Origin of the sequence: Helicobacter pylori, from assembly GCF_017594925.1 — a bacterium.
In the GTDB taxonomy this organism is placed as follows: Bacteria; Campylobacterota; Campylobacteria; order Campylobacterales; family Helicobacteraceae; genus Helicobacter; species Helicobacter pylori_DP.
Genome location: NZ_JAALNT010000001.1, coordinates 84,264 through 107,990, shown reverse-complemented (window position 1 = coordinate 107,990; position 23,727 = coordinate 84,264). Strand labels below are relative to the sequence as shown.

The 23,727-nt window shown below is 38.9% G+C and carries 19 protein-coding genes and 1 pseudogene; 13 read left to right on the top strand and 7 right to left on the bottom strand.

Annotation, left to right across the window (positions count from 1 at the left end):
- Positions 1-73: 73 nt before the first annotated feature.
- A pseudogene (locus tag G6069_RS00470) lies at positions 74-3,093 on the bottom strand (AAA family ATPase).
- On the opposite strand from G6069_RS00470, the gene G6069_RS00465 reads away from it, so the two are divergent.
- Positions 3,058-4,296, top strand: coding sequence for an Mrp/NBP35 family ATP-binding protein (locus tag G6069_RS00465; RefSeq protein WP_197293039.1), 1,239 nt, complete (start codon positions 3,058-3,060; stop codon positions 4,294-4,296). The pseudogene G6069_RS00470 and the gene G6069_RS00465 overlap by 36 nt on opposite strands.
- A 13-nt stretch (positions 4,297-4,309) precedes the next feature.
- Here the strand turns inward: G6069_RS00465 and G6069_RS00460 are convergent, their stop codons facing one another.
- Positions 4,310-5,338 (bottom strand): glycosyltransferase family 8 protein, encoded by a 1,029-nt coding sequence (locus G6069_RS00460; protein ID WP_331459010.1) that lies wholly within the window; start codon positions 5,336-5,338, stop codon positions 4,310-4,312.
- Positions 5,339-5,364: 26 nt separating this feature from the next.
- The gene (locus G6069_RS07890) at positions 5,365-5,478 is read right to left on the bottom strand and encodes a glycosyltransferase family 8 protein (protein WP_231627782.1); all 114 of its coding nucleotides are present in this window, start codon (positions 5,476-5,478) and stop codon (positions 5,365-5,367) included.
- A 154-nt stretch (positions 5,479-5,632) separates the two neighbouring features.
- On the opposite strand from G6069_RS07890, the gene G6069_RS00455 reads away from it, so the two are divergent.
- Positions 5,633-6,985, top strand: coding sequence for an outer membrane family protein (locus G6069_RS00455; RefSeq protein ID WP_197293084.1), 1,353 nt, complete (start codon positions 5,633-5,635; stop codon positions 6,983-6,985).
- Between the two features lie 104 nt (positions 6,986-7,089).
- A complete protein-coding gene (gene htpG, locus G6069_RS00450) occupies positions 7,090-8,955 on the top strand; it encodes a molecular chaperone HtpG (RefSeq protein ID WP_197293038.1) in 1,866 nt (621 codons plus the stop codon).
- 211 nt (positions 8,956-9,166) lie between these two features.
- On the opposite strand, the gene hcpA is transcribed toward htpG, so the two are convergent.
- The 3 genes from hcpA to mnmG form a co-directional block, all read right to left on the bottom strand.
- Positions 9,167-9,919 (bottom strand): Sel1-like repeat protein HcpA, encoded by a 753-nt coding sequence (hcpA, locus tag G6069_RS00445; RefSeq protein WP_197293037.1) that lies wholly within the window; start codon positions 9,917-9,919, stop codon positions 9,167-9,169.
- A 472-nt stretch (positions 9,920-10,391) separates the two neighbouring features.
- On the bottom strand, positions 10,392-11,543 hold the full coding sequence (gene dapE, locus G6069_RS00440) for a succinyl-diaminopimelate desuccinylase (RefSeq protein WP_079353456.1): 1,152 nt from the start codon (positions 11,541-11,543) through the stop codon (positions 10,392-10,394).
- A gap of 10 nt (positions 11,544-11,553) precedes the next feature.
- Positions 11,554-13,419, bottom strand: coding sequence for a tRNA uridine-5-carboxymethylaminomethyl(34) synthesis enzyme MnmG (gene mnmG / locus G6069_RS00435; RefSeq protein ID WP_197293036.1), 1,866 nt, complete (start codon positions 13,417-13,419; stop codon positions 11,554-11,556).
- Between the two features lie 95 nt (positions 13,420-13,514).
- Here mnmG and G6069_RS00430 point away from each other — a divergent pair, with 95 nt between their 5' ends.
- The 5 genes from G6069_RS00430 to G6069_RS00410 all read left to right on the top strand — a co-directional run bounded on the left by G6069_RS00430 (position 13,515) and on the right by G6069_RS00410 (position 18,283).
- Positions 13,515-15,173 carry an SLC13 family permease gene (locus G6069_RS00430; protein ID WP_197293035.1) on the top strand — a complete coding sequence of 553 codons (1,659 nt, stop codon included), beginning with the start codon at positions 13,515-13,517 and terminating at the stop codon, positions 15,171-15,173.
- 12 nt (positions 15,174-15,185) lie between these two features.
- Positions 15,186-15,986, top strand: a complete 801-nt coding sequence (locus G6069_RS00425) for a phosphatidate cytidylyltransferase (protein ID WP_197293034.1) — start codon at positions 15,186-15,188, stop codon at positions 15,984-15,986.
- Positions 15,987-17,081, top strand: coding sequence for a 1-deoxy-D-xylulose-5-phosphate reductoisomerase (gene dxr / locus G6069_RS00420; RefSeq protein ID WP_197293033.1), 1,095 nt, complete (start codon positions 15,987-15,989; stop codon positions 17,079-17,081).
- A 61-nt stretch (positions 17,082-17,142) separates the two neighbouring features.
- Positions 17,143-17,448, top strand: coding sequence for a beta-1,4-N-acetylgalactosaminyltransferase (locus G6069_RS00415; protein WP_164858343.1), 306 nt, complete (start codon positions 17,143-17,145; stop codon positions 17,446-17,448).
- Positions 17,423-18,283 (top strand): beta-1,4-N-acetylgalactosamyltransferase, encoded by an 861-nt coding sequence (locus G6069_RS00410; RefSeq protein ID WP_197293032.1) that lies wholly within the window; start codon positions 17,423-17,425, stop codon positions 18,281-18,283. Before G6069_RS00415 ends, G6069_RS00410 begins: the two co-directional genes overlap by 26 nt.
- A 15-nt stretch (positions 18,284-18,298) precedes the next feature.
- Here G6069_RS00410 and G6069_RS00405 read toward each other — a convergent pair whose 3' ends face one another.
- Positions 18,299-18,850, bottom strand: a complete 552-nt coding sequence (locus G6069_RS00405; RefSeq protein ID WP_197293031.1) for a YbhB/YbcL family Raf kinase inhibitor-like protein — start codon at positions 18,848-18,850, stop codon at positions 18,299-18,301.
- 145 nt (positions 18,851-18,995) lie between these two features.
- Here G6069_RS00405 and G6069_RS00400 point away from each other — a divergent pair, with 145 nt between their 5' ends.
- The 5 genes from G6069_RS00400 (at position 18,996) to radA (ending at position 23,640) form a co-directional block, all read left to right on the top strand.
- Positions 18,996-19,460, top strand: coding sequence for a helix-turn-helix domain-containing protein (locus G6069_RS00400; RefSeq protein ID WP_197293030.1), 465 nt, complete (start codon positions 18,996-18,998; stop codon positions 19,458-19,460).
- A gap of 170 nt (positions 19,461-19,630) precedes the next feature.
- Positions 19,631-20,794, top strand: coding sequence for a NifS family cysteine desulfurase (locus G6069_RS00395; protein WP_000941692.1), 1,164 nt, complete (start codon positions 19,631-19,633; stop codon positions 20,792-20,794).
- A gap of 21 nt (positions 20,795-20,815) precedes the next feature.
- Positions 20,816-21,796: an iron-sulfur cluster assembly scaffold protein NifU gene (locus tag G6069_RS00390; protein ID WP_001052010.1), complete on the top strand. Its 981-nt coding sequence runs from the start codon at positions 20,816-20,818 to the stop codon at positions 21,794-21,796.
- 152 nt (positions 21,797-21,948) lie between these two features.
- Positions 21,949-22,182, top strand: a complete 234-nt coding sequence (locus tag G6069_RS00385; protein ID WP_000858682.1) for a ribbon-helix-helix domain-containing protein — start codon at positions 21,949-21,951, stop codon at positions 22,180-22,182.
- Positions 22,183-22,293: 111 nt separating this feature from the next.
- Entirely contained in the window at positions 22,294-23,640 is a 1,347-nt protein-coding gene (gene radA, locus G6069_RS00380) for a DNA repair protein RadA (RefSeq protein ID WP_197293029.1), read from the top strand.
- Positions 23,641-23,727 lie beyond the last annotated feature (87 nt).

Sequence of the window (23,727 nt, the reverse complement as noted above, 5' to 3'; positions counted from 1 at the left end):
ATCCTTTCACCAATAATATTTGTGGGGTATTATAATCAAATTTGATATATTCTTTTTTAATCGTTTGTTGCGTTTAGTTTTTGATCAAGTTTGTAGCCCATGCAACCCATTTGAATAATTTTAAAAAATTTCTTTTTGTTTGTTTTTCTACCGCATCTTCTCCGCCATACAAAAGCCTTGTTTTGAACGCCATGGCCAATCCCATTCGCTTATTTTTAGCGTATTTGTTTCTATCGTTTGCGCTGAAACAATCTTCAATTTGTTTGAAATGCCTATCGCAGTCTGAGAGTTGTAGGATGGTGATGGGATCATGCATTTCTTCATTAGCCCTTTTAAATCGTTCGCTCGTTGCGTTTTGGTCAGAATCGCATTTTCTGTCATCATCTGTCAAAACAATAGGGTGATTGTCTAACTCGCAAAGTTTTTGAATGGTTTCTTTCATCTTGTTTGGATTGTTTTTAAGCCCTGAAATGGGTAAGAAAGTGAAAGGAATGGGGTTGTCTTTGAATTGTGGATTATGCTTATTGAAATACAATTTAAAAGCGCTCAAATAGCAATAATCGGTGATGCCTTCCACAAAGATGATTCGGTGTTTTTGGGGGTTATGAAAAACATGCTGACCCACCCCTAAAGAACGCTTGATTTGATACAAGGCATCGGAGTCTTTGCTCGCATTATTTAGGGGGTAGTTAAAGTGATTCTTAATTACAGAGTCTTCTGTTTCTTTTTCTACAATCCTTATTTCATCTAAATGATCCGTATCCACTAAAAAGGGGTCATGGGTGGCTAAAACAAAAGTAACATGATTTTTATGAGCGTATTCTTTTAAAAACTTCCTGAATTCCTTTCTGGCTGGCACGCTCAAATGAGTGGCTGGCTCGTCCATGACATAGATAATATTCTCGTTAGGGCTAAAATGTGATCCCCAATTATAAAGAAAGCCAAACATGAAATTAAACGCCCATTGGAAGCCGGTGCTTTGCTGGCTTAAGATGATTGGCTCATTTTGATTATCAGATTTTCTGCAATCATGAATTTCAAGTTTTATTTCATATGCCGTAGATTTCTTTGAATAATCATAAAATTTGTTATTGTGTCGGACATGAATTTTTAATTGGTAACTATCTTGAGGGCTATCTTGAGGACTATCTTGATCGATCGCTAAAAGCTCATTAAATTCTTTTGCAATTAAAGAATCTATTTTTAATTGCATGTTGTATTCTAAAATTTCTGCAAGACTTACTTCAACCATCAAAGGAGATGCATCATCTTTAGAAAATGTGAGTTGCACCATATCCTTATCGTTATGATACTCACACTTTGGAAAAGGATAATCTGATCGCCTGATCTCTTTTAACAATTCTTGGTCTATTTCTTGCAAGTATTTTTTAGGGATAACAAACGATTTATCAAAACCAAAATAAACTTCTAAATCATTATTTTTATCAAATTTTATTTGTAATGTTCGCTTAGTTTCTAAACTATGCCAAATTGTAGTAGGATTAAAATCTATTTTATTAAATAATGATTGAGAGAAGCAATGCGCAAAAAATTGAGAATGAAAATCCTCAAGTGGTTTGATCTTAAGATCACTATCTGTAATTTTTAAGTCTTTACATTCTCTCATATTTGGCACAAATTCATCCAATGAATAATCCTTCAAGGGGAAATTAACTCTGTTTCTTAAACCCTGAAACGCTGTATAAGGGTTACACTCTCGGCAATATTCTGCGAATTCAGAAACATTTTTGCTTTGTTTGAGTTTTTTCTTATTTATTTCAAATTTGTCCTTGATTTCATCAATATTTTTAGGGAATAAAGGAGTGCCACTCTCATTGTCTAAAATTTTTATACTCTCCCACAGAGATATTCTTGCTGATTCAAAAAAATTACTGTATCTGTGTCGCACAATTTCTGAATTGACTAATAAATCTATCTGTTTCAAATAAAACTGACACATCATGTATTTCACATCTTTAGACGCATCATTAACAACATGGCTTGCTATATATTTTTTGCATATTTGTTGGATATTATCCAGCAAAACATCATAATTAAACTCTAGCGTTTTTTGATTTTTGCAGTAATATTCAATCTCTCGGATCAGCGACTCTTTTTTTCGCTCAAAATCCTCTCTTGTTTTTTCAAGGTATTTTAAAGAATTTTTAATTTTCTTTTTAGGTTGCCTATATTTAACCGGAATGTTCTAAATTGCTGTTTAAATTTTTCATTGATGGGGTATTTTTCATCTATTTCTTTAATAGTATCCTTAATCAACTCTGATGGTCTTTCTTGAGATTGTTTATTTTGTAAAACTTCAATTTTTGGTGTGAATTTTGTATTAGAGTCTTTAAAAATTTCATCTAAACTTTTTAGCTTTTTTTAAGATGTCTTCATTTTGTGGTTTGATTTCACCTTCACTAAGTTTTTTAAAATAAGAATAAATTTTTGCTAATTGATTTTGTTTGTGTTGCCCCATGACAAAAAATTCATCTGTGTTGTATTTTTTATCAGGCGTATTGCACTTTTTGATTTCTTTGACACACTGACAAAAATTTTTAATCCCTTCGCTATTACCGCTTACATGTTTGATTAATTCTTTGAAAAACAGATTGTTGGTTGCGTTGGCATATTCGGTTACAAGCTCGCTCAATTTTAATTTTTCTTTGTAGAATTTCAAAAACGAATCTAATATGCCATAAGACATGACGAGCTTTATAAACCCTCCAATAAAAGCACTAAAAGGATAGACAATCAGCGTTTTTGATAATTCCTTTAAGTTCGGATCCTCAAATCCACGCAAGAAAAACCTGTGATTTTGTGATCAAGGATTGCTTCTTCTTCTAAACTTAAAAGGGAATCTTTTTCATGGGGTTTGAAATAATCTTCTTCATTACAAAGTTTAATATCCGCATCATTAAAGATTTTTAAAGCTTCTAAAACATTGCTTTTGCCGACATTATTTTCCCCCACTAAAACCACCAATCCCCCATGTTTGTTTTCAAAACTTGAATTTAAAAGCAATTCTGTGGGCGATTTTCTACCCAAATTCCCAAAATGGTGCAATTTCAAAACACGCTTATAAAATTCCATGCCTTATCCTTTAAAAACGCAAATTTAATTTATAATGCAAAATTAAACAAAACATGCTATAAAGAAAATTCAAATACTATCATTTTAAGGATTAAAATGCTCACCCAAGAAGATGTCTTAAACGCGTTAAAAACGATCATTTACCCTAATTTTGAAAAGGATATTGTCAGCTTTGGTTTTGTTAAAAACATCACCTTGCATGACAACCAGTTAGGGCTTTTAATAGAAATCCCCTCAAGCTCTGAAGAAACGAGCGCGATTTTAAGGGAAAATATCTCCAAAGCGATGCAAGAAATAGGCGTGAAAGCTTTAAATTTGGATATTAAAACCCCACCTAAACCGCAAGCCCCAAAGCCCACCACTAAAAATCTGGCTAAAAACATCAAGCATGTGGTCATGATAAGCTCAGGCAAGGGCGGTGTGGGTAAAAGCACCACCAGCGTGAATTTAAGCATCGCTTTAGCGAATTTAAACCAAAAAGTGGGGTTATTAGACGCTGATGTGTATGGCCCTAATATCCCTAGAATGATGGGCTTGCAAAACGCTGATGTGATCATGGATCCTAGCGGTAAAAAACTCATTCCTTTAAAGGCTTTTGGCGTTTCTGTGATGAGCATGGGGCTTTTGTATGATGAGGGGCAGAGTCTCATTTGGAGAGGGCCCATGCTCATGCGAGCGATTGAGCAGATGCTAAGCGATATTATTTGGGGGGATTTAGATGTGCTAGTGGTGGATATGCCCCCAGGAACAGGCGATGCACAGCTCACGCTAGCCCAAGCCGTGCCTTTGAGTGCAGGAATCACCGTTACGACTCCTCAAATAGTGAGTTTAGATGACGCTAAACGGAGTTTGGACATGTTTAAGAAACTACACATTCCTATTGCAGGGATTGTGGAAAATATGGGGAGTTTTGTGTGCGAGCATTGCAAGCAAGAGAGCGAGATTTTTGGCTCAAATTCCATGAGTGAATTATTAGAGGCTTATAACACGCAGATTTTAGCCAAGCTCCCTTTAGAGCCTAAAGTGCGTTTAGGGGGGGATAAGGGCGAACCGATTGTGATCTCTCACCCTGATAGCGTGAGCGCTAAGATTTTTGAAAAAATGGCAAAGGATTTGAGCGTTTTTTTAGACAAGGTGGAAAGGGAAAAATTAGCCGATAATAAGGACATTCAGCCCACACAAACGCATGCTTGCTCGCATTAGTTTTGAAAGGGTTTTAAAAAACCCTTTTAATCAATCGTTTCACTTTTTGTTTGATTTTAAAAAGCAAAAATTCTATAAGGAGTTTAGAAGAAAGCCTGGGCAGAAGAAATTCAAAAGAATGCCGCTTGTCTGAAAAAGACAGGATTTTATTAAAAGCGTGGATTTCTTGGGTTTCTTTATCCCTGTTTTGAAGGGATTCAAAGAGGTGATCTAAAAAGGGAGCGTTAAAATAGGCGTCTTTAAAAGGCGTTTGGATCAAAACTTCATGCCATTTTTTCGCGCCAATGACGCTGAAGAGCTTCCAGGGTTTATCACCCCAAAAATGCAACATGCGCGCTTCTTTGATGCTAGGGAATGATGGCGTATCAAGGAAACTAGGGTGGGCATTGTAGGAGTAAGGTAATTCTAAAATCCTACCACGGCACACAAAACACAGAGCATCTTGATCGCTAAATAAAAGTTTTTCATTTTTCAAAAGGAAAAATCCAATCAATTGTTTTTCAAGATTTTCTTTACGCCATGATTTTAAATTTAAGGCTAAAAACCCGGCGTTAAAGTAGTTGTCAAAAAGGATTTGAGCTTCTTTTAAATTAGGGAAAGAGTCAGCAACGCCGATAGTTTTTGCGTGCATTTGGCGTAATTCGTATAAATCCTTAGCCGAATTCCTGTTCATAGCGATCAAATCTTTTTCTCTCACAGCCCCAAAATAATGCGTTTCAAGGGGGATAAAAAAGCTCTCGCTCATATCATTCACAAACAAAGTGTCCACATCAAACATGATCATCTTATCGTATTGGGGGAAAAGGGAGGCTAAAAATAAACGGCACATGATCATTTTAGAAAAGCGTTTTTGCGAAAAAGCATTGAGTTTTAAATACAATTTTTTAATTTCACTCGCTATTAAAGGATCAAGTTTGCGGTAATTATGGCGTGGTTCTAATTCTTCATTAGAAATATCCAAAAACTCTATACTGGAAAAAGCGCTAAAAGGAGCGATCGTTTCTTCTAATTTGGCTATATTTTCTAGGCTTAAATCCTCCACCAAACAATGGATTTGATAAAAGAGTTTTACTCTCTCTCTCTCTCTCGTTTGGCGTTTGCCAGCATGGAAAATAAGCTCACGCCAGCAGGGATACAATAATTATTATCAAAAGTCACGACAATAGGGATAATCTCTTGCATGCACAGTCCTTAAATCTTTAAATTGAACCCGCTAAAAAAAGGGGGTGATTTGTAATCTTATCGTTTTTTTTTTTTTCTACAATGAGCGAGCGGCTTTGAGAGTTTGTTTTATGGCATAATATTAAACTTCAATAAAAAGGCGTTTGGTAAAATGGTGCTTAATCAAAAAGTTTGGCTAGGGTTTTTGGCTTTGCATGGGTTTTTTCTCAGCGCTTTTGAGTATCAAGTGAGCGCTAGAGTGGGATCGTTTTCGCGCATCGCTTTGAATCAATCAATCATCAATTCCAAAAAAGGGATTTACCCTACAGGGAGTTATGTAACCACTACCGGGGCCTTACAAGTTGATTCTAGTTTGCTCCCTAAAGGGATTGAAAACCACAAACTAGGTTTTGGGGTGGGGGGCGAAATAGGAGCGTTAGCTTATGATTCCACGAAGTTTTTGATTGATGAAGCCAACCCTAAGGCAGGGTTTCAGCCGGCGAACTGGTATTACATGGGGCGATGGGAGGGCTATTTGATGCAGCACAGCCAAAATTGGACCAGAGAGCAAAAGGCTCAAAACGCTAGGCCTTATGTGTTATACAATTTGTATTTAGATTATCAATATAAGGACATTTTTGGGATTAAACTAGGGCGTTACCCCTCTAAAGCTTTGTTTTTGAGCGGGTTTAATCAAGGGTTTGAGCTTTTTTACCGGTGGAAAAAGTTTAAGATAGTGTGGTTTAGCACCTTTGGAAGGGCTTTAGCCAATGAGCAATACATTAGGGATTTTTACGCTCCTGTCAATTACAAGCAAAAAATCAACTACGGCATGCATAATTTCAATCTCATTTATGAAAATAAATACATTAGAGTTGCGCCTTTTATTTGGTTTTACCCTAAAAATTTTAACGCTCCTGGATTTGAAATCACCCATGACACAAAGTCTTATTGGAAATCTCTTTGGCGTATCCAAACGACTTTTTACGCATGGTTTCCTCTCTATAGCGATTATTTGTCTAAAGATTATTACAGAGCCGCTTTAGTGGGTAAAAAAAGCGCGGCTTTGTTTGTGTTTCAAAGAATCAATTTCCGCTCTTATCGTTTTGGCTGGAGCGTGTATAAGAATTTTGGGAACGCGAGCGTTCAATTAGGCTGGAATGGCTCACCCATTGATCCTTTTTATGACACGAAAGATGACACCCCTTATGAAGACGCTTATTCCAATTTTTACAACGCTAATTCCATAACGATTAACGCTTTTGTAGGGAAGAGCATTAAGAATCTTTTGGTGCAATTGTATGGGAAATTGACTTATTCCCCAAGGGCTGATTCGCAAAGCTTAGGGGTTACTCTCAAATATAATATTAAAAAACATATCTATTTAATGTTAACGCTTAATGGCTATCAGATCACGATGCATAAGGGTTATAAGGTAGGGTTTTTTACAAGCGGTTACAACCCTGATTTCGCTCAAACCATTCAAAACAGAAGCTATTTGATGAGTTCTATGAGTTATCGTTTTTAAGAAATTAAACATTCTTTCATGTTATTTTTTAAGCCATAGTATCCCCCTTTTAAGCGCGCTTTTATTGTATAATCTTAAAAATTTTATTTAAAGGAAAAAGTTCAATGTCTAATCAAGAATACACCTTCCAAACTGAAATCAACCAGCTTTTGGATTTGATGATCCACTCTTTGTATTCTAATAAAGAGATTTTTTTAAGAGAGTTGGTTTCTAACGCGAGCGACGCTTTGGACAAGCTGAATTATTTGATGCTAACCGATGAGAAATTAAAAGGGCTGAATACCACGCCCAGCATTCATTTGAGTTTTGATAGCCAGAAAAAGACCTTAACGATTAAAGATAATGGTATAGGCATGGATAAAAACGATCTCATCGAGCATTTAGGCACGATCGCCAAATCAGGCACGAAGAGTTTTTTAAGCGCTTTGAGTGGGGATAAGAAAAAAGATAGTGCCTTAATTGGCCAATTTGGCGTGGGCTTTTATTCGGCGTTCATGGTAGCGAGTAAGATTGTCGTTCAAACCAAGAAAGTTACCAGTCATCAAGCTTATGCATGGGTGAGCGATGGTAAGGGCAAGTTTGAAATCAGCGAATGCGTCAAAGAGGAGCAAGGCACAGAAATCACCCTCTTTTTAAAAGATGAAGATTCTCATTTTGCGAGCCGTTGGGAGATTGATAGCATTGTTAAAAAGTATTCTGAGCATATCCCTTTCCCTATTTTTTTAACTTACACCGATACGAAATTTGAAGGCGAAGGGGATAATCAAAAAGAAGTTAAAGAAGAAAAATGCGAGCAAATCAATCAAGCGAGCGCTTTATGGAAAATGAATAAGAGCGAGTTAAAAGAAAAGGATTACAAAGACTTTTACCAATTGTTTGCGCATGATAACAGCGAGCCTTTAAGCTATATCCACAATAAAGTGGAAGGCTCTTTAGAATACACGACGCTTTTTTATATCCCTAGCAAAGCGCCCTTTGATTTGTTTAGGGTGGATTATAAAAGCGGGGTCAAACTTTATGTTAAAAGGGTGTTTATCACTGATGATGACAAAGAATTGTTGCCGTCTTATTTGAGGTTTGTTAAAGGCGTGATTGACAGCGAAGATTTGCCCTTGAACGTGAGTCGTGAAATCTTACAGCAGAATAAGATTTTAGCCAATATCCGTTCGGCTTCAGTGAAAAAGATTTTAAGCGAGATTGAAAGGCTGAGCAAGGATAACAAGAATTACCATAAATTCTATGAGCCTTTTGGGAAAGTGTTAAAAGAAGGCTTGTATGGGGATTTTGAAAACAAAGAAAAGCTTTTAGAATTGTTGAGATTCTATTCTAAAGACCAAGGAAAATGGATTTCTTTAAAAGAATACAAAGAAAATTTAAAAGAAAATCAAAAAAGCATTTACTACCTTTTAGGCGAAAATTTAGACTTACTAAAAGCGTCCCCGCTTTTGGAAAAATACGCTCAAAAAGGCTATGATGTTTTGTTATTGAGCGATGAAATTGATGCGTTTGTGATGCCAGGCGTGAATGAATACGATAAAACGCCCTTTAGAGACGCTAGCCATAGCGAGAGTTTGAAAGAGCTTGGTTTGGCAGAAATCCATGATGAGGTAAAAGATCAGTTTAAAGATTTAATCAAAGCGTTTGAAGAAAATCTTAAAGATGAGATCAAGGGCGTAGAGCTTTCTGGTCATCTCACTTCAGCGGTGGCTTTAATAGGCGATGAACCAAATGCGATGATGGCTAATTGGATGCGTCAAATGGGGCAAAGCGTGCCTGAAAGCAAGAAAACTTTAGAATTAAACCCTAACCATGCGATTTTGCAAAAACTCTTAAAATGCGAAGATAAAGAGCAGTTGAGCGCTTTTATCTGGTTGCTTTATGATGGGGCGAAGCTTTTAGAAAAAGGGGCTTTAAAAGACGCTAAAAGCTTTAATGAGCGTTTGAATAGCGTGTTATTAAAGGCGTTGTAGGGGTAAAACCCTTTTTAAGGGTTTGAATAAAACTGCTTTAAACCCTTCAAACACCAATCTCAAAACGGCACTTGGAATACTTGGAATGAACGGGTTCGATAAAAGCTTCTTCATAATTAAAAAGATTAGTTCGTAGGGTTTATGTTTTCCTTAAAATATTAAAAAGCGTAAAAGCCAGCTAAATGCCATGTTTAGCTTAACTTTATTGAAACTAAAGCTCTATTTTTAATTCCTTGAGAGCGTCGCATGCTTCTTTAACGCTTGATTTGCAGCCTTTTTTAAAGTTTTCTACCGCTTGCTTTTCGTCCTTTGCTGTACCTTGAGCGTTGTATTGCATAACCCCTAAATTATAACACCCCCTACCATCTTTTAATTCGCATGCTTTAGAATAACGAACGATAGCCTCCTTAAAATTCTTTGCCACACCATACATGTATCCTGCATTAATACACCCTGGGCTGTCTTTTAAATCGCAAGCTTTTTCATACAAATCAAGAGCCTTTCTTAAATCCTTAGGCGTGCCTACGCCATAATGGTGTAGGCTTCCCAATACCGTACACCCTTCAGCATGGTTCAATTCACAAGATTTAGAGTAATATTGTGAGGCTTTTTTGGCGTCTTTAGAAACGCCTTGTCCGTTATAGTATAAATTTCCTAGTAGGCGGCACCCATAACCATCATTTAATTCACAACCTTTAGTGTAAAATTGAATGGCTTTTTTCAAGTCTTTTCCCACTCCTTTCCCTTCTTCATAAAACGCCCCTAAAAAAACACACCCAAAACCTTCTTTTAACTCACACGCTTTTTCAAAATGCACTTTAGCTTGAGTGAAATCTTGTTTCTTCACGCTCTCTATACCTAAACTAACAAGCTCTTTAGCGTCTGGCTCTGCCATTAACCCTCTCAAACACAACGCACCCAAACACAAGACCCCAAAAAGGGTTTTTTTAACACTCCCTAGCATGATATATCTCTTATTAAAAAAATGTAATCCTTTATAATTATAATCAAATATTGATGATTAAAGCCTTATTGAATGCCATTTTATTGGTGAAATAAAAAAATAATTGAGAATTGCTTCTCTTTTAAGCGCGTTCCAACGCTTGAGCTGGATTGCCATGCGATAGGGAATACTAGTGAGAAGCTGTATTAAAAGAGTTTGTTTTAAAAAGTTGATTGAGCCACCCCTTTAAGAGTGGCTTGGTAAAAGCCCTTAAGAATTTTAATTTTTGGAAAGGTTTCTTTATTACAAATGGAACAAAAAGGGCAAAAGGGTTATAGCAAGCTTTGGTTACTTTGTCAAGCATGACCCCACTCTTATAGGCTATGGATAAATGGATATTGGCATGTAAAGCTTGAGTTGGTTTGGTGGTTTTTGCCAGCGAAAAAAGCGTTGGTATTAAAAATAAAACCCTTACGCCAAAACCATTCCCCATTCATTTCTCGCTTAAATCCTCTAAAACCCCCAAAAACACCTTTTCTAAAAGCTCTAATTCTTTTAAGCTCACCCTTTCATCAATGGCATGGATCCTGTCATTAATGGCGCCAAATTCCACCACTTCTATGCCGTGAGCGCTAAAAAATCGCGCATCGCTCGTGCCTCCTTTGGTGTTTAAAAGGGGGGTGGTGCGGCATGTTTTTAAAATATTTTCTTTTAAAACGCTGGTAAGCTTTGAATGAGAAGCCGTGATGAAAGGCGAACTGCTTGACTCTAATTCTAAAGTGTGAGGCAAATCTTTCAAAACCTTTTCTAAATATTCTTTCAAACTCTCTTGGGTGGTTTTTAAAGAATGGCGCGCATTAAAGGTAATTTCTACGCTTGCTGGGGTAACGTTATTAGCCCCTAACCCTGCGTGCAAGTTGGTGATGACTAATTTTGAAGGGTCAAAACACTCATCGCCATTGTCTAAATGAACTCCTGAAATCAAAGGCAAAACCGAAGCGAGCGTATCAATAGGGTTTTGGCATTTTTGCGGGTAAGCCACATGCCCTTGAACGCCTTTTAAAATGAGTTTGCCATTAATGGAACCTCTTCGGCCAATTTTGATGCTATCGCCTAGGACTTTTTCGCAAGTGGGTTCAGCCACAATCGCCATGTGAGGGAGTAAATCTTTTTCTTTGAGTTTTTCTAACATGAGTTTTGTGCCAAAAATCCCTGACCCTTCTTCATCGCTCGTGAGTAAAATAGAAAGCAAAAAAGGGGTTTTAGGGTTAAAATTTAAACTCGCGCTCAAAAACGCCCCCACGCCCCCCTTCATGTCTTGCGCCCCACGGCCGTATAAAAACCCCTCTTTAATAATGGGTTTAAAGGGATCGCTTTGCCAATTATCTCCAGGAGGCACGACATCAATATGCCCTGCAAAGCAAAAATGCAAGGGCTTAACATTTTCTTTTGCATGCTTTTCTTTTGTATGATCTTTGGGGGGGTTAAAAATGCGGTATAAAAAAAGGTTTTTCACGCCATTTTCCCCACATTCTAGGGTTTTAAAAGTAGGAAAAAGCGATTTAATGTATTCAAAAATACCGCATTCTTTAGGCGTAATGGTGGGGTAGCTGATGAGCTTTTGGGTGATTTCTAAAGCGTCCATTAAAAATCCTTTAAGAGTTTTTTCGCAAATGGATATATAAATGCAAAACATCTAAATTCGCCGGGGTGATCCCGCTGATTTCTGAAGCTTCAAAAAGGCTTTTGGGGCGGAATTTTTCTAACTTTTCTACCGCTTCTAAGCTAAGGCCTGGAATGCCTTTAAACACAAAATGTTTAGGGATAGACACTTTGAGCATGCTATCCATTTTAGCGATATTTTCGTGTTGCTTTTCAATATAAATATTATACTTGCATTCAATTTTAATCTGCTCTAAAACCCGATCATTCAAAGGGGCTAAAAAGCTAAAAAAGGAGCGCATTTTTTCTAAATTAAAACTATCGCGCGCTAAAAGACTGACGCCATCAACCTTGTCATTGATAGGGTTTTCATCTAATTCACTCAAGCGTTTTAATACTTCTTTGCTAGGGGTAAGGACGCATTCTTTAAGGCGTTTGAGATTGTTTTGTATTGCTTGTTTGTCTTTTTTTAATTCCTTATAGAAATCCTGTTCCATAAGCCCCAAACGATAGGCATGTTCGCCTAACCTGAAAAGCGTGTTGTCTTCTCTTAAAAGCAAGCGGTATTCGGCCCGGCTAGTAAACATTCTGTAAGGCTCATTCGTGCCTTTAGTAACCAAATCATCAATCAAAACGCCGATATAAGCTTCATTGCGCTTTAAAATAAAGGGGGTTTGATTCTTTAAGGCTAATGCCGCATTAATCCCAGCCATAAGCCCTTGAGCCGCCGCTTCTTCATAGCCGGTAGTCCCGTTGATTTGCCCGGCCAAATAAAGCCCTTTGATTTTTTTGGTTTCTAAAGTGTGAGTCAATTCTGTAGGCTGGATAAAATCATATTCTATCGCATAGCCATAACGCGTGATGAGGGCGTTTTCTAAGCCTTTGATAGAGTGAATGACCTTTTCTTGCACATCTAGGGGCAAAGAGGTGCTTAAGCCGTTGATATAATATTCGCTTTTATGGATGGTTTGAGGCTCTAAAAACAGCTGGTGGCGTTCTTTTTCGCTGAAGCGGTTGATTTTATCTTCAATGCTAGGGCAATACCTTGGGCCTATGCCTTCAATTTGACCGCTAAATAGGGGGGCTCGGTGGAAATTATCCCTGATGATTTGGTGGGTAATAGGGTTAGTGTAAGTGATAAAACATGAGAGCTGGGTGGGGTTAAAATCTTTGGTTTTATAGCTGAAATAGGGAGGGTTTGTGTCCCCAAAATGCTCTTCTAATCCTTCAAAATCAATGCTATTGCCGGCCACTCTTGGGCAAGTGCCGGTTTTTAACCTCTCCACCTTAAAGCCAAGCTCCCTTAAATTTAAGGCTAAAGAATTAGAGGCGTTTTCCCCAAAGCGCCCGTTTTGGTTTTGGTGCTCGCCAATATGAACCACCCCTTTTAAAAAAGTGCCTGTGGTGATGATCACTTTTTTAGCTCTATAAGTGTTGTTAATGTTCGTGGTTACGCCCACTACCTCATCATTTTCAAGGATTAAACTTTCGGTCATTTCTTGAGAGACGCTCAAATTAGGGGTGTTTAAAACGAGATTTCTTGCAAAAATGCGGTAAGTATCCATATCAATTTGCGCTCTAGTCCCCCTAACCGCCGGCCCTTTAGAAGCATTTAGCACACGATATTGCAAACCGCTATGATCCGTAATAATCCCCATAGCCCCTCCTAAAACATCCACTTCTTTAGTCAAATGCCCTTTGCCCAAGCCCCCAATCGCCGGGTTACAGCTCGCCAAACCGATCGTGTCTATGAGCATGGTGATTAAATGCACCCTAGCCCCCATTTTGGCCGCAATCAAGCTCGCTTCAATGCCTGCATGCCCCCCACCAACCACTAAAATATCACTTTCTTTTACCACTCTTTTTCCTATTTTGATATGATTTTTCTAAAATCTTAGTTTTGAAAAAGTTTTATTGTAGCATGTAGGTTAGTAATTTTAAAGGGTAAAATAAAATGGAAAATCATTCGCATGCCAATACGCATACCGATACGCACACCGATGATAAAAGCACTAAGATCGTGCGTTTGTTGGGTCTTATAGGAGGGGTGTTAATCGCGCTTGTTATCTACTATGCGCTTAATGTTCAAATGCCTCATATTGTAGAAGAAATCCCCAAGCTCAGTTCTTTGAATTATAAGGCGATGCCTGTTGTGGCGGGGGTGGCTGTTTTAATGGGGATATGGTGGATGACTGAAGCCATTGACTTGCCCGCAACCGCGCTTTTACCTTTGGTGCTTTTTAGCGTCTTTAGCGTGGATCAATTCTCTAGCGTCAGCTCTTCTTACGCATCGCCGATTATCTTTCTTTTTATGGGAGGGTTTATTTTAGCTTTAAGCATGCAAAAATGGAATTTGCACACGCGCATCGCTTTAAGCATTATTTTATTGGTAGGCACAAGCCCTAGGAGGTTGATTTTAGGTTTCATGATAGCTACAGGCTTTCTGTCTATGTGGGTGAGCAATACCGCAACGGCAGTGATGATGTTTCCTGTTGGCATGAGCGTTTTGCAATTAGTCGCTAAACTGGTGGGCAAAGAAAACGCCTCTAATTCATGGTATCAAAAAGAAGAAATCACCAAAGCGCATGGGGGTATTATGAGTAATATCGTGCATAAGGGCAAAGACATTACCCAAGTCATTCAAGAAAAGACTACTATCTATCGCACGAATTTCAGCATTTGCTTGATGCTTGGCATCGCTTATGCGGCTTCTATTGGCTCTTTAGGCACTTTGATTGGCACGCCGCCTAACGCTTTATTGGCCGGCTATATGAAAACCGCTTTCAATATTGAAATTGATTTCGCTCAGTGGATGGTGTTTGGAACACCATTAGCCTTCATCATGCTCATTTTAGCGTGGCTCTTGCTCACTTATGTGATTTTCCCTTTAAAGATTAAAGAAATCCCAGGGGGTAAGGAAGTCGTTAAATCGGAGTTAAAAAAACTAGGTCGTTTGAGTCAGGCGGAAATCTCTGTGGGGATTATTTTTATCCTAGCGTCTTTAGGGTGGATTTTCTTAGACACGATTTTAAAATCTTGGGGCATTAAGATAGATAAAATTGATTCCGTGATCGCTATGGGGGTTTCTGCACTTTTATTCATTTTGCCCGCTAACCATCAGGGCGATAGGCTCATTGATTGGGGTGTTGCCAAAAAACTCCCTTGGGATGTGTTGCTTTTATTTGGCGGTGGGTTAGCCTTGAGCGTGCAATTTTCTAAAACCGGGTTGAGTTTGTGGATCGGGCATTTAGTTTCTGGCTTTTCGCATTTACCGATTTTATTCATCATTGTCATGGTAACTTTAATGGTCATTTTCTTAACCGAAATCACTTCTAACACCGCCACCGCTGCCGCGTTTTTACCGGTGATTGGGGGAGTGGCGATGGGCATGGGTTATGAAAACCATCAGAGCTTGTTATTGACCATTCCTGTAGCCTTGAGCGCGACTTGCGCGTTCATGCTCCCTGTAGCCACCCCACCCAATGCAATAGCTTATGGCTCTGGGTATGTTAAAATAACGGATATGATTAAAGCTGGTTTGTGGCTTAATTTGGTGGGCGTTGTTTTGATTAGCATGTTTAGCTATTTTTTGGTTTCGTTAATATTTAATTGATTAAGGAAAAAAGTGAAAGAAGAGTTATTTAAAGAAAAGTCTCGTTATATTACAGGGTTTGTTTTAATCATTGTAGCAGGCTTGATTTTGTATGCGGACAATTTGTTGTTGTTTTGGGCGGTTTTAGGGGGGATTTATGCGGTAGGGTTTTCTGAAGCGTTAAGGTTGTTCCAGGTTAAAGCGAGCTTTAGCCTGTATTTCATTTTAGTGTTGTCATGGGTAGCGGCGTATTTTAACGGGCACCCTATAGAATGCGCTCTTATTAGTGCCATGGTCATGGCTAGTGTTATCGCTTATCAAAAAGCGCACCATAGCGAAGCCATTTTACCCTTTTTGTATCCGGGCGTTGGGTTTTTTGCGCTTTTTGGGATTTATAAGGATTTTGGTGCAGTGGCGATCATCTGGCTTTTAGTGGTGGTGGTTGCAAGCGATGTGGGGGCATTTTTTGGAGGCAAGCTTTTAGGCAAAATCCCTTTCACGCCCACTTCACCGAATAAAACCTTAGAGGGCGCGTTGATTGGCGTTGTTTTGGCGAGCGTTTTAGGATCGTTTGTGGGCATGGGGAAATTGAGCGGAGGCTTTTTTATGGCGCTTTTATTCAGTTTCTTAATCGCGCTTATGGCGGTGTTTGGGGATTTGTATGAAAGCTATTTGAAAAGAAAAGTCGGGATCAAGGATAGCGGTAAGATTTTACCCGGGCATGGGGGCGTTTTAGACCGATTGGATTCCATGCTGTTTGGGGCTTTGAGTTTGCATGTGTTGTTGTATTTTTTAGAAGTTTGGAAAGAGACGGCGGTGTTTTTAGGGGACTGAATGGTTGTTTTAGGAAGCACCGGCTCTATCGGGAAAAACGCCCTTAAAATCGCAAAAAAATTCAAGGTAGAAATAGAAGCCTTAAGCTGTGGGAAAAATATCGCTTTAATCAATGAGCAAATCCAAATTTTCAAACCCAAAAAAGTAGCGATTTTAGATCCTAACGATTTGAATAATTTAGAGCCTTTGGGAGCGAAAGTGTTTGTAGGGTTAGAGGGCATTGATGCGATGATAGAAGAGTGCACTTCCAATTTAGTCATTAACGCCATTGTGGGCGTGGCAGGATTGAAAGCGAGCTTTAAAAGCTTACAAACTAATAAAAAACTGGCCCTAGCGAATAAAGAAAGTTTGGTGAGCGCGGGGCATTTATTAGACATTTCACAAATCACGCCCGTTGATAGCGAGCATTTTGGTTTGTGGGCGTTGTTGCAAAACAAGACTTTAAAGCCTAAATCTTTAATCATTAGCGCGAGTGGGGGGGCTTTTAGGGACACGCCTTTAGAATTTATTCCTATTCAAAACGCGCAAAATGCGCTCAAGCACCCTAATTGGAGCATGGGATCTAAAATCACCATTGATTCAGCGAGCATGGTCAATAAGCTTTTTGAAATTTTAGAAACTTACTGGCTTTTTGGCGCGTCTTTAAAGATTGATGCACTGATTGAAAGGAGTTCTATCGTGCATGCTTTGGTGGAGTTTGAAGACAACTCTGTCATCGCGCATTTAGCGAGCGCGGACATGCAATTACCCATAAGCTATGCGATCGATCCGAAGTTGGCCTCTTTGAGCGCATCTATCAAGCCCTTAGATTTATACGCTTTAAGTGCGATCAAATTTGAACCCATTAGCATGGAGCGCTACACTTTGTGGCGTTATAAAGACTTGTTGTTAGAAAACCCCAAGCTTGGCGTGGTGCTTAACGCGAGCAATGAAGTGGCGATGGAGAAGTTTTTAAATCAAGAAATCGCTTTTGGTAGCTTTATCCAAATCATCTCTCAAGCCTTAGAATCATACGCTAAAACGCCTTTCAAGCTTTCTAATTTAGATGAAGTGCTAGAATTAGATAAGGAAGTTAGGGAGCGTTTTAAAATGTAGCGGGAGTGTAGTATAATAAGATTTCGTTTTTAATAGCGTTTTTATTTCAATTAGGAGTTTTATGGGGTTAAAAAATAAAATCAAGGGTTTTGTTAAAGAGAGAATGCCTTTTGTGGTGAGATATGTTCGTAGTTTAAAAGGGGCCAAAAACATTTATGATGAAATCAATCATGAAATTAAGGAAATGTTAGAGGCTAAAAAACTTCGTTCTCTTCAAGAAGAAGCTTTATTCAACCATGATTATCAAGAAAGCGTGTTTTTAGCTATCGCTTCTTTAAATAATGAAAGTTTCATGGAACGCAATAGGATTATTTATAAAAGTAGTTCTCTTAATTATAATTATGGGGGGGGGGCATTTAGAAGATAGGGTTATCCATCCCACTTTAACTCTACCCAATCCCACGCATTCAGGTTATTTTGACTACGATAAAAAAAGTCAAAACCCTAAAAGCCCTCTAAACCCATGGGCTTTTATTAGAGTCAAAAATGAAATCGTTACTTTAGAAGAGAGTTTGTTTTCTATGCTTCCTGCCGTTCAAAGGGGGGTCATTGGTTTTAATGATTGCGATGATGGCTCTAAAGAAGTGATTTTAGAGTTTTGTAAAAAGTTCCCCTCGTTTATCCCTATCAGCTATCCTTATGAAGTCATGCTAAAGGATTGCCCGAGTTTGTGGCACCAATTTTATCATTACTGTAATTATACGCTTTCTTTTATCCCTAAAAATGAGTGGGTTATTAAAATTGATTGCGATCATATCTATGACGCTAAAAAGCTTTATGAAAGTTTTTATATCCCTAAGAGCATTAAAGAGGTTGTGATGTATTCGCGCATTAATTTTGTGGTGCAGGATTTTGAAGTGTTTGTTCGTAATGATGGGGATTTTGGGTTTTTAGACGCATGGGGGGATCATTGGTTATTGTATAACGATTGCGAGCCTTTTGAAATTTGGCAACACAATGATGATATTTATGAAATTTTAAAGCTTAAAGATAAACACCACATTAAAGATAAGGAAATGGTGCAATGGCACTTCCCTTTAGCTAAAAAGAGGCGAAACGCTATCGTTTATGACGATTTGATCCCTTTAAAAGAATTTAAAAAACACCATGCCGATTTAATAGGCACAAGGATTGAAGAAAGCATGCTAGATGAAAAGAGAATTTTAGAAATGTATCAAAAATTCAATTTAGCGGAAAGATAGCTATAAACACGCAGTTTATTTCCTTACAAACTGCTTGTATAGAAATTCCTTTCTCCCTATGGCGATGATATGGTTGCGCATTTTGTCATGCAAATCGCCTAAGAAAAAAGGGGTTTTTAAGGCAAGTTTAGGAATGTCTAGGGCATACACTTGAATTAAGTAATGGTGATCGCCATTAGGGGGCATGGGGCCGATATAGACGCTGTTATTGAGATTGGAGCGTTGTTTTTCGCTTTCATTGAGCGGTGAACGCATAAAGCCTTGAGTGAGCGAATTGACCCCTTGAATAATCCTTTTATCCATCATGGAAGCGTTTTCTTCTAAAACATTATAAGAAATATTGCCCACGACCCAATGGACAAACGGCATGCCGCACACTTTTTGAGCGTCATGATCGATAAGTTCTAACGCATAGCTTTGAGCGCCTTCCACTTTTTGCCATGAGATTTTAGGCGAATAAGTGGGTAAGCCGTTTGGATTGAGAAACCCTCTAGGAGCGTTACCGCCAAATTTAGCGTCCAAATACCCTTTTGAATCGGTTTGAATCATTACTTCAAAAGTTTTCATTTTAAGCCCTTTTTCTTTGAAATCGTTTTGCGTTTCCTTATTGTAGCATGATCATAAAAACACATCTTACTTTGGAGCATGATATTAGAATAATTATTTTTAATGATTGTATAGCTATTTATTTTTGGTGGTTACCATTGAACGCATGGAAAGTAGAATAAATCGTTTGAGCGCCAAGATAGACGCACTATTGGAACAGCAAAAAAAAGTGATTTCGTTGTTAGAAACTTATTTGAGCGTTTATTCCACACCACAAGAGGCTTCAAATAAGCTTTTTAAGGGCATTAGTCAAGGCATGGAGTTGGCCCCAGAAATCGCGCAAGAAGATGAAGAAAAACGCCTTTATGTGTTGCAATATTTAAGCCATGTGGATATTACCAAAAACAAGCAAGACTCCCAGATCAAAAAAGATTGTTTGGAATTTATCCAAAGGTTTAATATCCCAAAGCCCATTATCGTTACCGCTCTTTATAACCTTAAAGGCATTAAGCCCACTAAAAAAGAAGTGGCGAAACAATTGCAAAAACTCTATGTGTGGGAGAGGCGTTACCAACAAGGGGGGATAGACGCTTTGAAAGACAGGCGCGGGAGACCCCTTAAAAAACCCTAAGCGGGTTGATAATGGCTATGTTGGTTTTTAATGGAGGTATTCGTGTTTCTCAAAATGTTTTTTAAAATTCATCTTATTTTAAGTTAAAATTAAGAAAATATCTTGTATTTAATCATAATTTAGACTTAGATAAGAAAATCTATGTAAAATTTTTGAGGAGAATATTAGCCTTGTTACAACGAATTTATTTAGACAATAACGCTACAACTAGGATTGACCCTAAAGTCAAGGAGATCATGGATCCTTTTTTAAGAGATCATTACGGGAACCCTAGCTCGTTACACCAATTTGGCACAGAAACCCACCCAGCCATTGCAGAAGCGCTAGATAAGCTTTATAAGGGTATTAACGCTAGGGATATAGATGATGTGATCATCACTTCTTGTGCGACAGAAAGCAATAATTGGGTTTTAAAGGGCGTGTATTTTGATGAATGCTTGAAAAAGGGCAAAAACCATATTGTAACCACGGTTGCAGAGCATCCGGCGGTGCGATCCACTTGTAATTTTTTAGAAAGCTTGGGGGTGGAGGTTACTTACTTGCCCATTAATGAGCATGGGAGTATCACCGCAGAGCAAGTCAAAGAAGCGATCACAGAAAAAACCGCTCTAGTGAGCGTGATGTGGGCGAATAATGAAACCGGTCTTATTTTCCCCATTGAAGAAATTGGGGCTATCTGTAAAGAAAAGGGCGTGTTGTTCCATACCGATGCGGTGCAAGCGATTGGTAAAATCCCTGTAGATGTGTTGAAAGCGAATGCGGATTTCCTTTCTTTTAGCGCGCACAAGTTTCATGGGCCTAAAGGCATTGGGGGGTTGTATATTAGAAGTGGGGTGGGATTGACCCCTCTTTTTCATGGCGGGGAGCATATGAATGGCAGGCGCAGCGGGACTTTGAATGTGCCTTATATTGTGGGCATGGGTGAAGCGATGAAATTAGCCGTAGAGCATTTAGACTATGAAAAAGAAGTGGTAGGGAAATTGCGCGACAAATTAGAAGAAGCGCTTTTGAAAATCCCTGATGTGATGGTAGTAGGGGATCGAGTCCATCGTGTGCCTAACACGACTTTAGTCAGCGTGAGAGGGATTGAAGGAGAGGCCATGCTGTGGGATTTAAACCGCTCTAATATCGCCGCTTCCACAGGGAGCGCGTGCGCGAGTGAGGATTTAGAGGCTAATCCTGTCATGGTGGCGATTGGGGCGAGCAAGGAATTGGCTCATACCGCTATCAGGCTTTCATTGAGCCGTTTTAACACGGAAGCTGAGATTGATAAAACGATTGAAGTTTTCTCTCAAGCGGCTGTAAGATTGAGAAACATTTCAAGCTCTTATTAAAAAGAACATAAAGGAATCAAAATGGCAAAACATGATTTAGTGGGTTCGGTTCTCTGGGACGCGTATTCTAAAGAAGTTCAAAGGCGCATGGATAACCCTACGCATTTAGGGGTCATCACAGAAGAGCAGGCTAAAGCCAAAAACGCTAAGCTCATTGTGGCGGATTACGGCGCAGAAGCATGCGGTGATGCGGTGAGGTTGTATTGGCTTGTAGATGAAAGCACGGATACGATTGTTGATGCGAAGTTTAAAAGCTTTGGTTGCGGAACAGCGATCGCAAGCTCAGACATGATGGTAGAGTTGTGTTTGAATAAAAGAGTTCAAGATGCGGTAAAAATCACGAATTTAGATGTGGAAAGAGGCTTAAGAGACGATCCGGACACGCCGGCTGTCCCTGGGCAAAAAATGCACTGCTCGGTGATGGCGTATGATGTGATCAAAAAAGCTGCCGGCATGTATTTGGGGAAAAACGCCGAAGATTTTGAAGAAGAAATCATCGTGTGCGAGTGCGCTAGGGTGAGTTTAGGCACGATTAAGGAAGTGATTAGGCTCAATGATTTAAAAAGCGTTGAAGAAATCACTAATTACACCAAAGCCGGTGCCTTTTGTAAAAGCTGTGTGAGACCGGGTGGGCATGAAAAAAGGGATTATTACCTAGTGGATATTCTTAAAGAAGTGCGCGAAGAAATGGAAGCTGAAAAACTTAAAGCCGCCGCGAATAAATCCCAAAATGGGGAATTGGCTTTCAGGGAAATGACTATGGTTCAAAAGATTAAAGCGGTGGATAAAGTCATTGATGAAAATATCCGCGCGATGCTTATGATGGATGGAGGGGATTTAGAAATTTTAGACATTAAAGAAAGCGATGATTACATTGATGTGTATATCCGCTACATGGGGGCATGCGATGGGTGCATGAGCGCAACTACCGGGACTTTATTTGCCATTGAAAACGCCTTACAGGAATTATTGGATCGCAGTATCAGGGTGTTACCGATTTGATTTGAACTTTTTAGGGGGTGGAGGCCTTTTTTCAAGCGAAGCGCTAATAAACTCTGAGGAATGATTAGCGCTTGCAACATTATTCATTATACGCTACTTTTATGCTAATATGCTATTTTGAAGCGATTTGCGATGATGATTGAAGGAACTTGATGAAAACGACAGAAAACACAGATGAAACTCGCTTGAGGGGAACTAAAAATAAACTAGGACGCAAACCAAAAGCAGACGCTAATAAAAAAACTCGCGCTGTAAGCTTGTATTTTTCTGATGAGCAATACCAAAAACTAGAGAAAATGGCTAACGAAGAAGAAGAAAGCGTGGGATCTTATATCAAACGCTATATTTTGAAGGCTTTAAGAAAAATAGAGCAAAATGGCGCTTGATAACTTTTTAACTTGGTCTTAGTTTAGCTTTATGAGTTTTGCTAGAAAACAAAACCAAAACCTTGTTTTTATCTGGTCTTTAGCTGTGTGATTTTAAAAAAGAGTGGTATTTTGGCTAAAAAAACTTCTTTATTTGAGTGTCAGCATTGCGGTTTTACAAGCCCTAAATGGCTGGGAAAGTGCGTTCAGTGCAACGCATGGGAGAGTTTTATAGAATTGAACCAAGCTCAAAAGGAAGTTTTAAATGCACTTAAAAAACCGCTCCCACAAGCGCAAAAAAGCGTTTCTATCGCTGAAATTGAACATGAAGAAGTCATCAAGTTTTCTTCCACTCAAAGCGAGTTGGATATTGTTTTAGGTGGGGGGATCGCTAAAGGAGGGCTGTATTTAGTGGGGGGGAGTCCTGGGGTGGGGAAATCCACTCTGCTTTTAAAAGTGGCTTCTGGCTTAGCCAAAAACCAGCAAAAGGTTTTGTATGTGAGCGGGGAAGAGAGCTTGAGCCAGATTAAAATGCGCGCCATTAGGTTGGATTGCATAGAAAAAGAATTGTATCTGCTCAATGAAATCAATTGGCCTGTGATTAAGGCTAATATAGAAAGCGAAAATTATTTTGCTTGCGTGATTGATTCTATCCAAACGCTTTATTCGCCAGAGATTTCTTCAGCCCCCGGCTCTATTTCGCAAGTGCGAGAGATCACTTTTGAGCTCATGCGTTTGGCAAAAACAAGAGATGTTGCTATTTTTATCATTGGTCATATCACTAAAGAAGGGAGCATCGCAGGGCCTAGAGTGCTAGAGCATATGGTAGATAGCGTGCTGTATTTTGAGGGCGATCCCAGTAGGGAATTAAGGATTTTGAGGAGTTTTAAAAACCGCTTTGGCCCTACGAGTGAAATCGGCTTGTTTGAAATGAAAGAGCAGGGTTTGGTGAGCGCTAAAGAAGCTTCAAGCTTGTTTTTTTCCAAAGAAGAGCCTATGGAGGGGAGTGCCATTACCATCACTTTAGAAGGATCAAGGGCGTTGATTTTAGAGATTCAGGCGTTGGTGAGCGAGTGCAGTTTTGGAGCGCCCAAACGATTAGCGAACGGGTTTGACACCAACCGCCTTAACATGCTTATTGCTTTGTTAGAAAAAAAGCTAGAAATCCCTTTAAACCGCCATGATGTGTTTATCAATGTGAGCGGAGGCATTAAGATTAGCGAGCCGGCTTGCGATTTGGCGGTCATTGCCAGTATCCTTTCAAGCTTTAAAAACAGAAAAATTGACAATAAAACGGCGTTTTTGGGCGAAGTGAGTTTGAATGGCAGGATTTTAGAAGCCCCTAATTTGAACGCTAGGTTGAAAGAAATGGAAAATTACGGCTTTTTAAAAGCCATTTTGCCCAAAAAACCCAGTCAAAAAACCTCTATCAAATGCTATGAGGCCAATGTGGTGGGTAAGATTGTTGAGTGGATGTGATGAACTTTTGTTACCTAATAGAACAGAGCCCTATTAAAATTTAAACTCAATTTAAAGAGCAACTACCATTTTTTTTAGTTATAATGG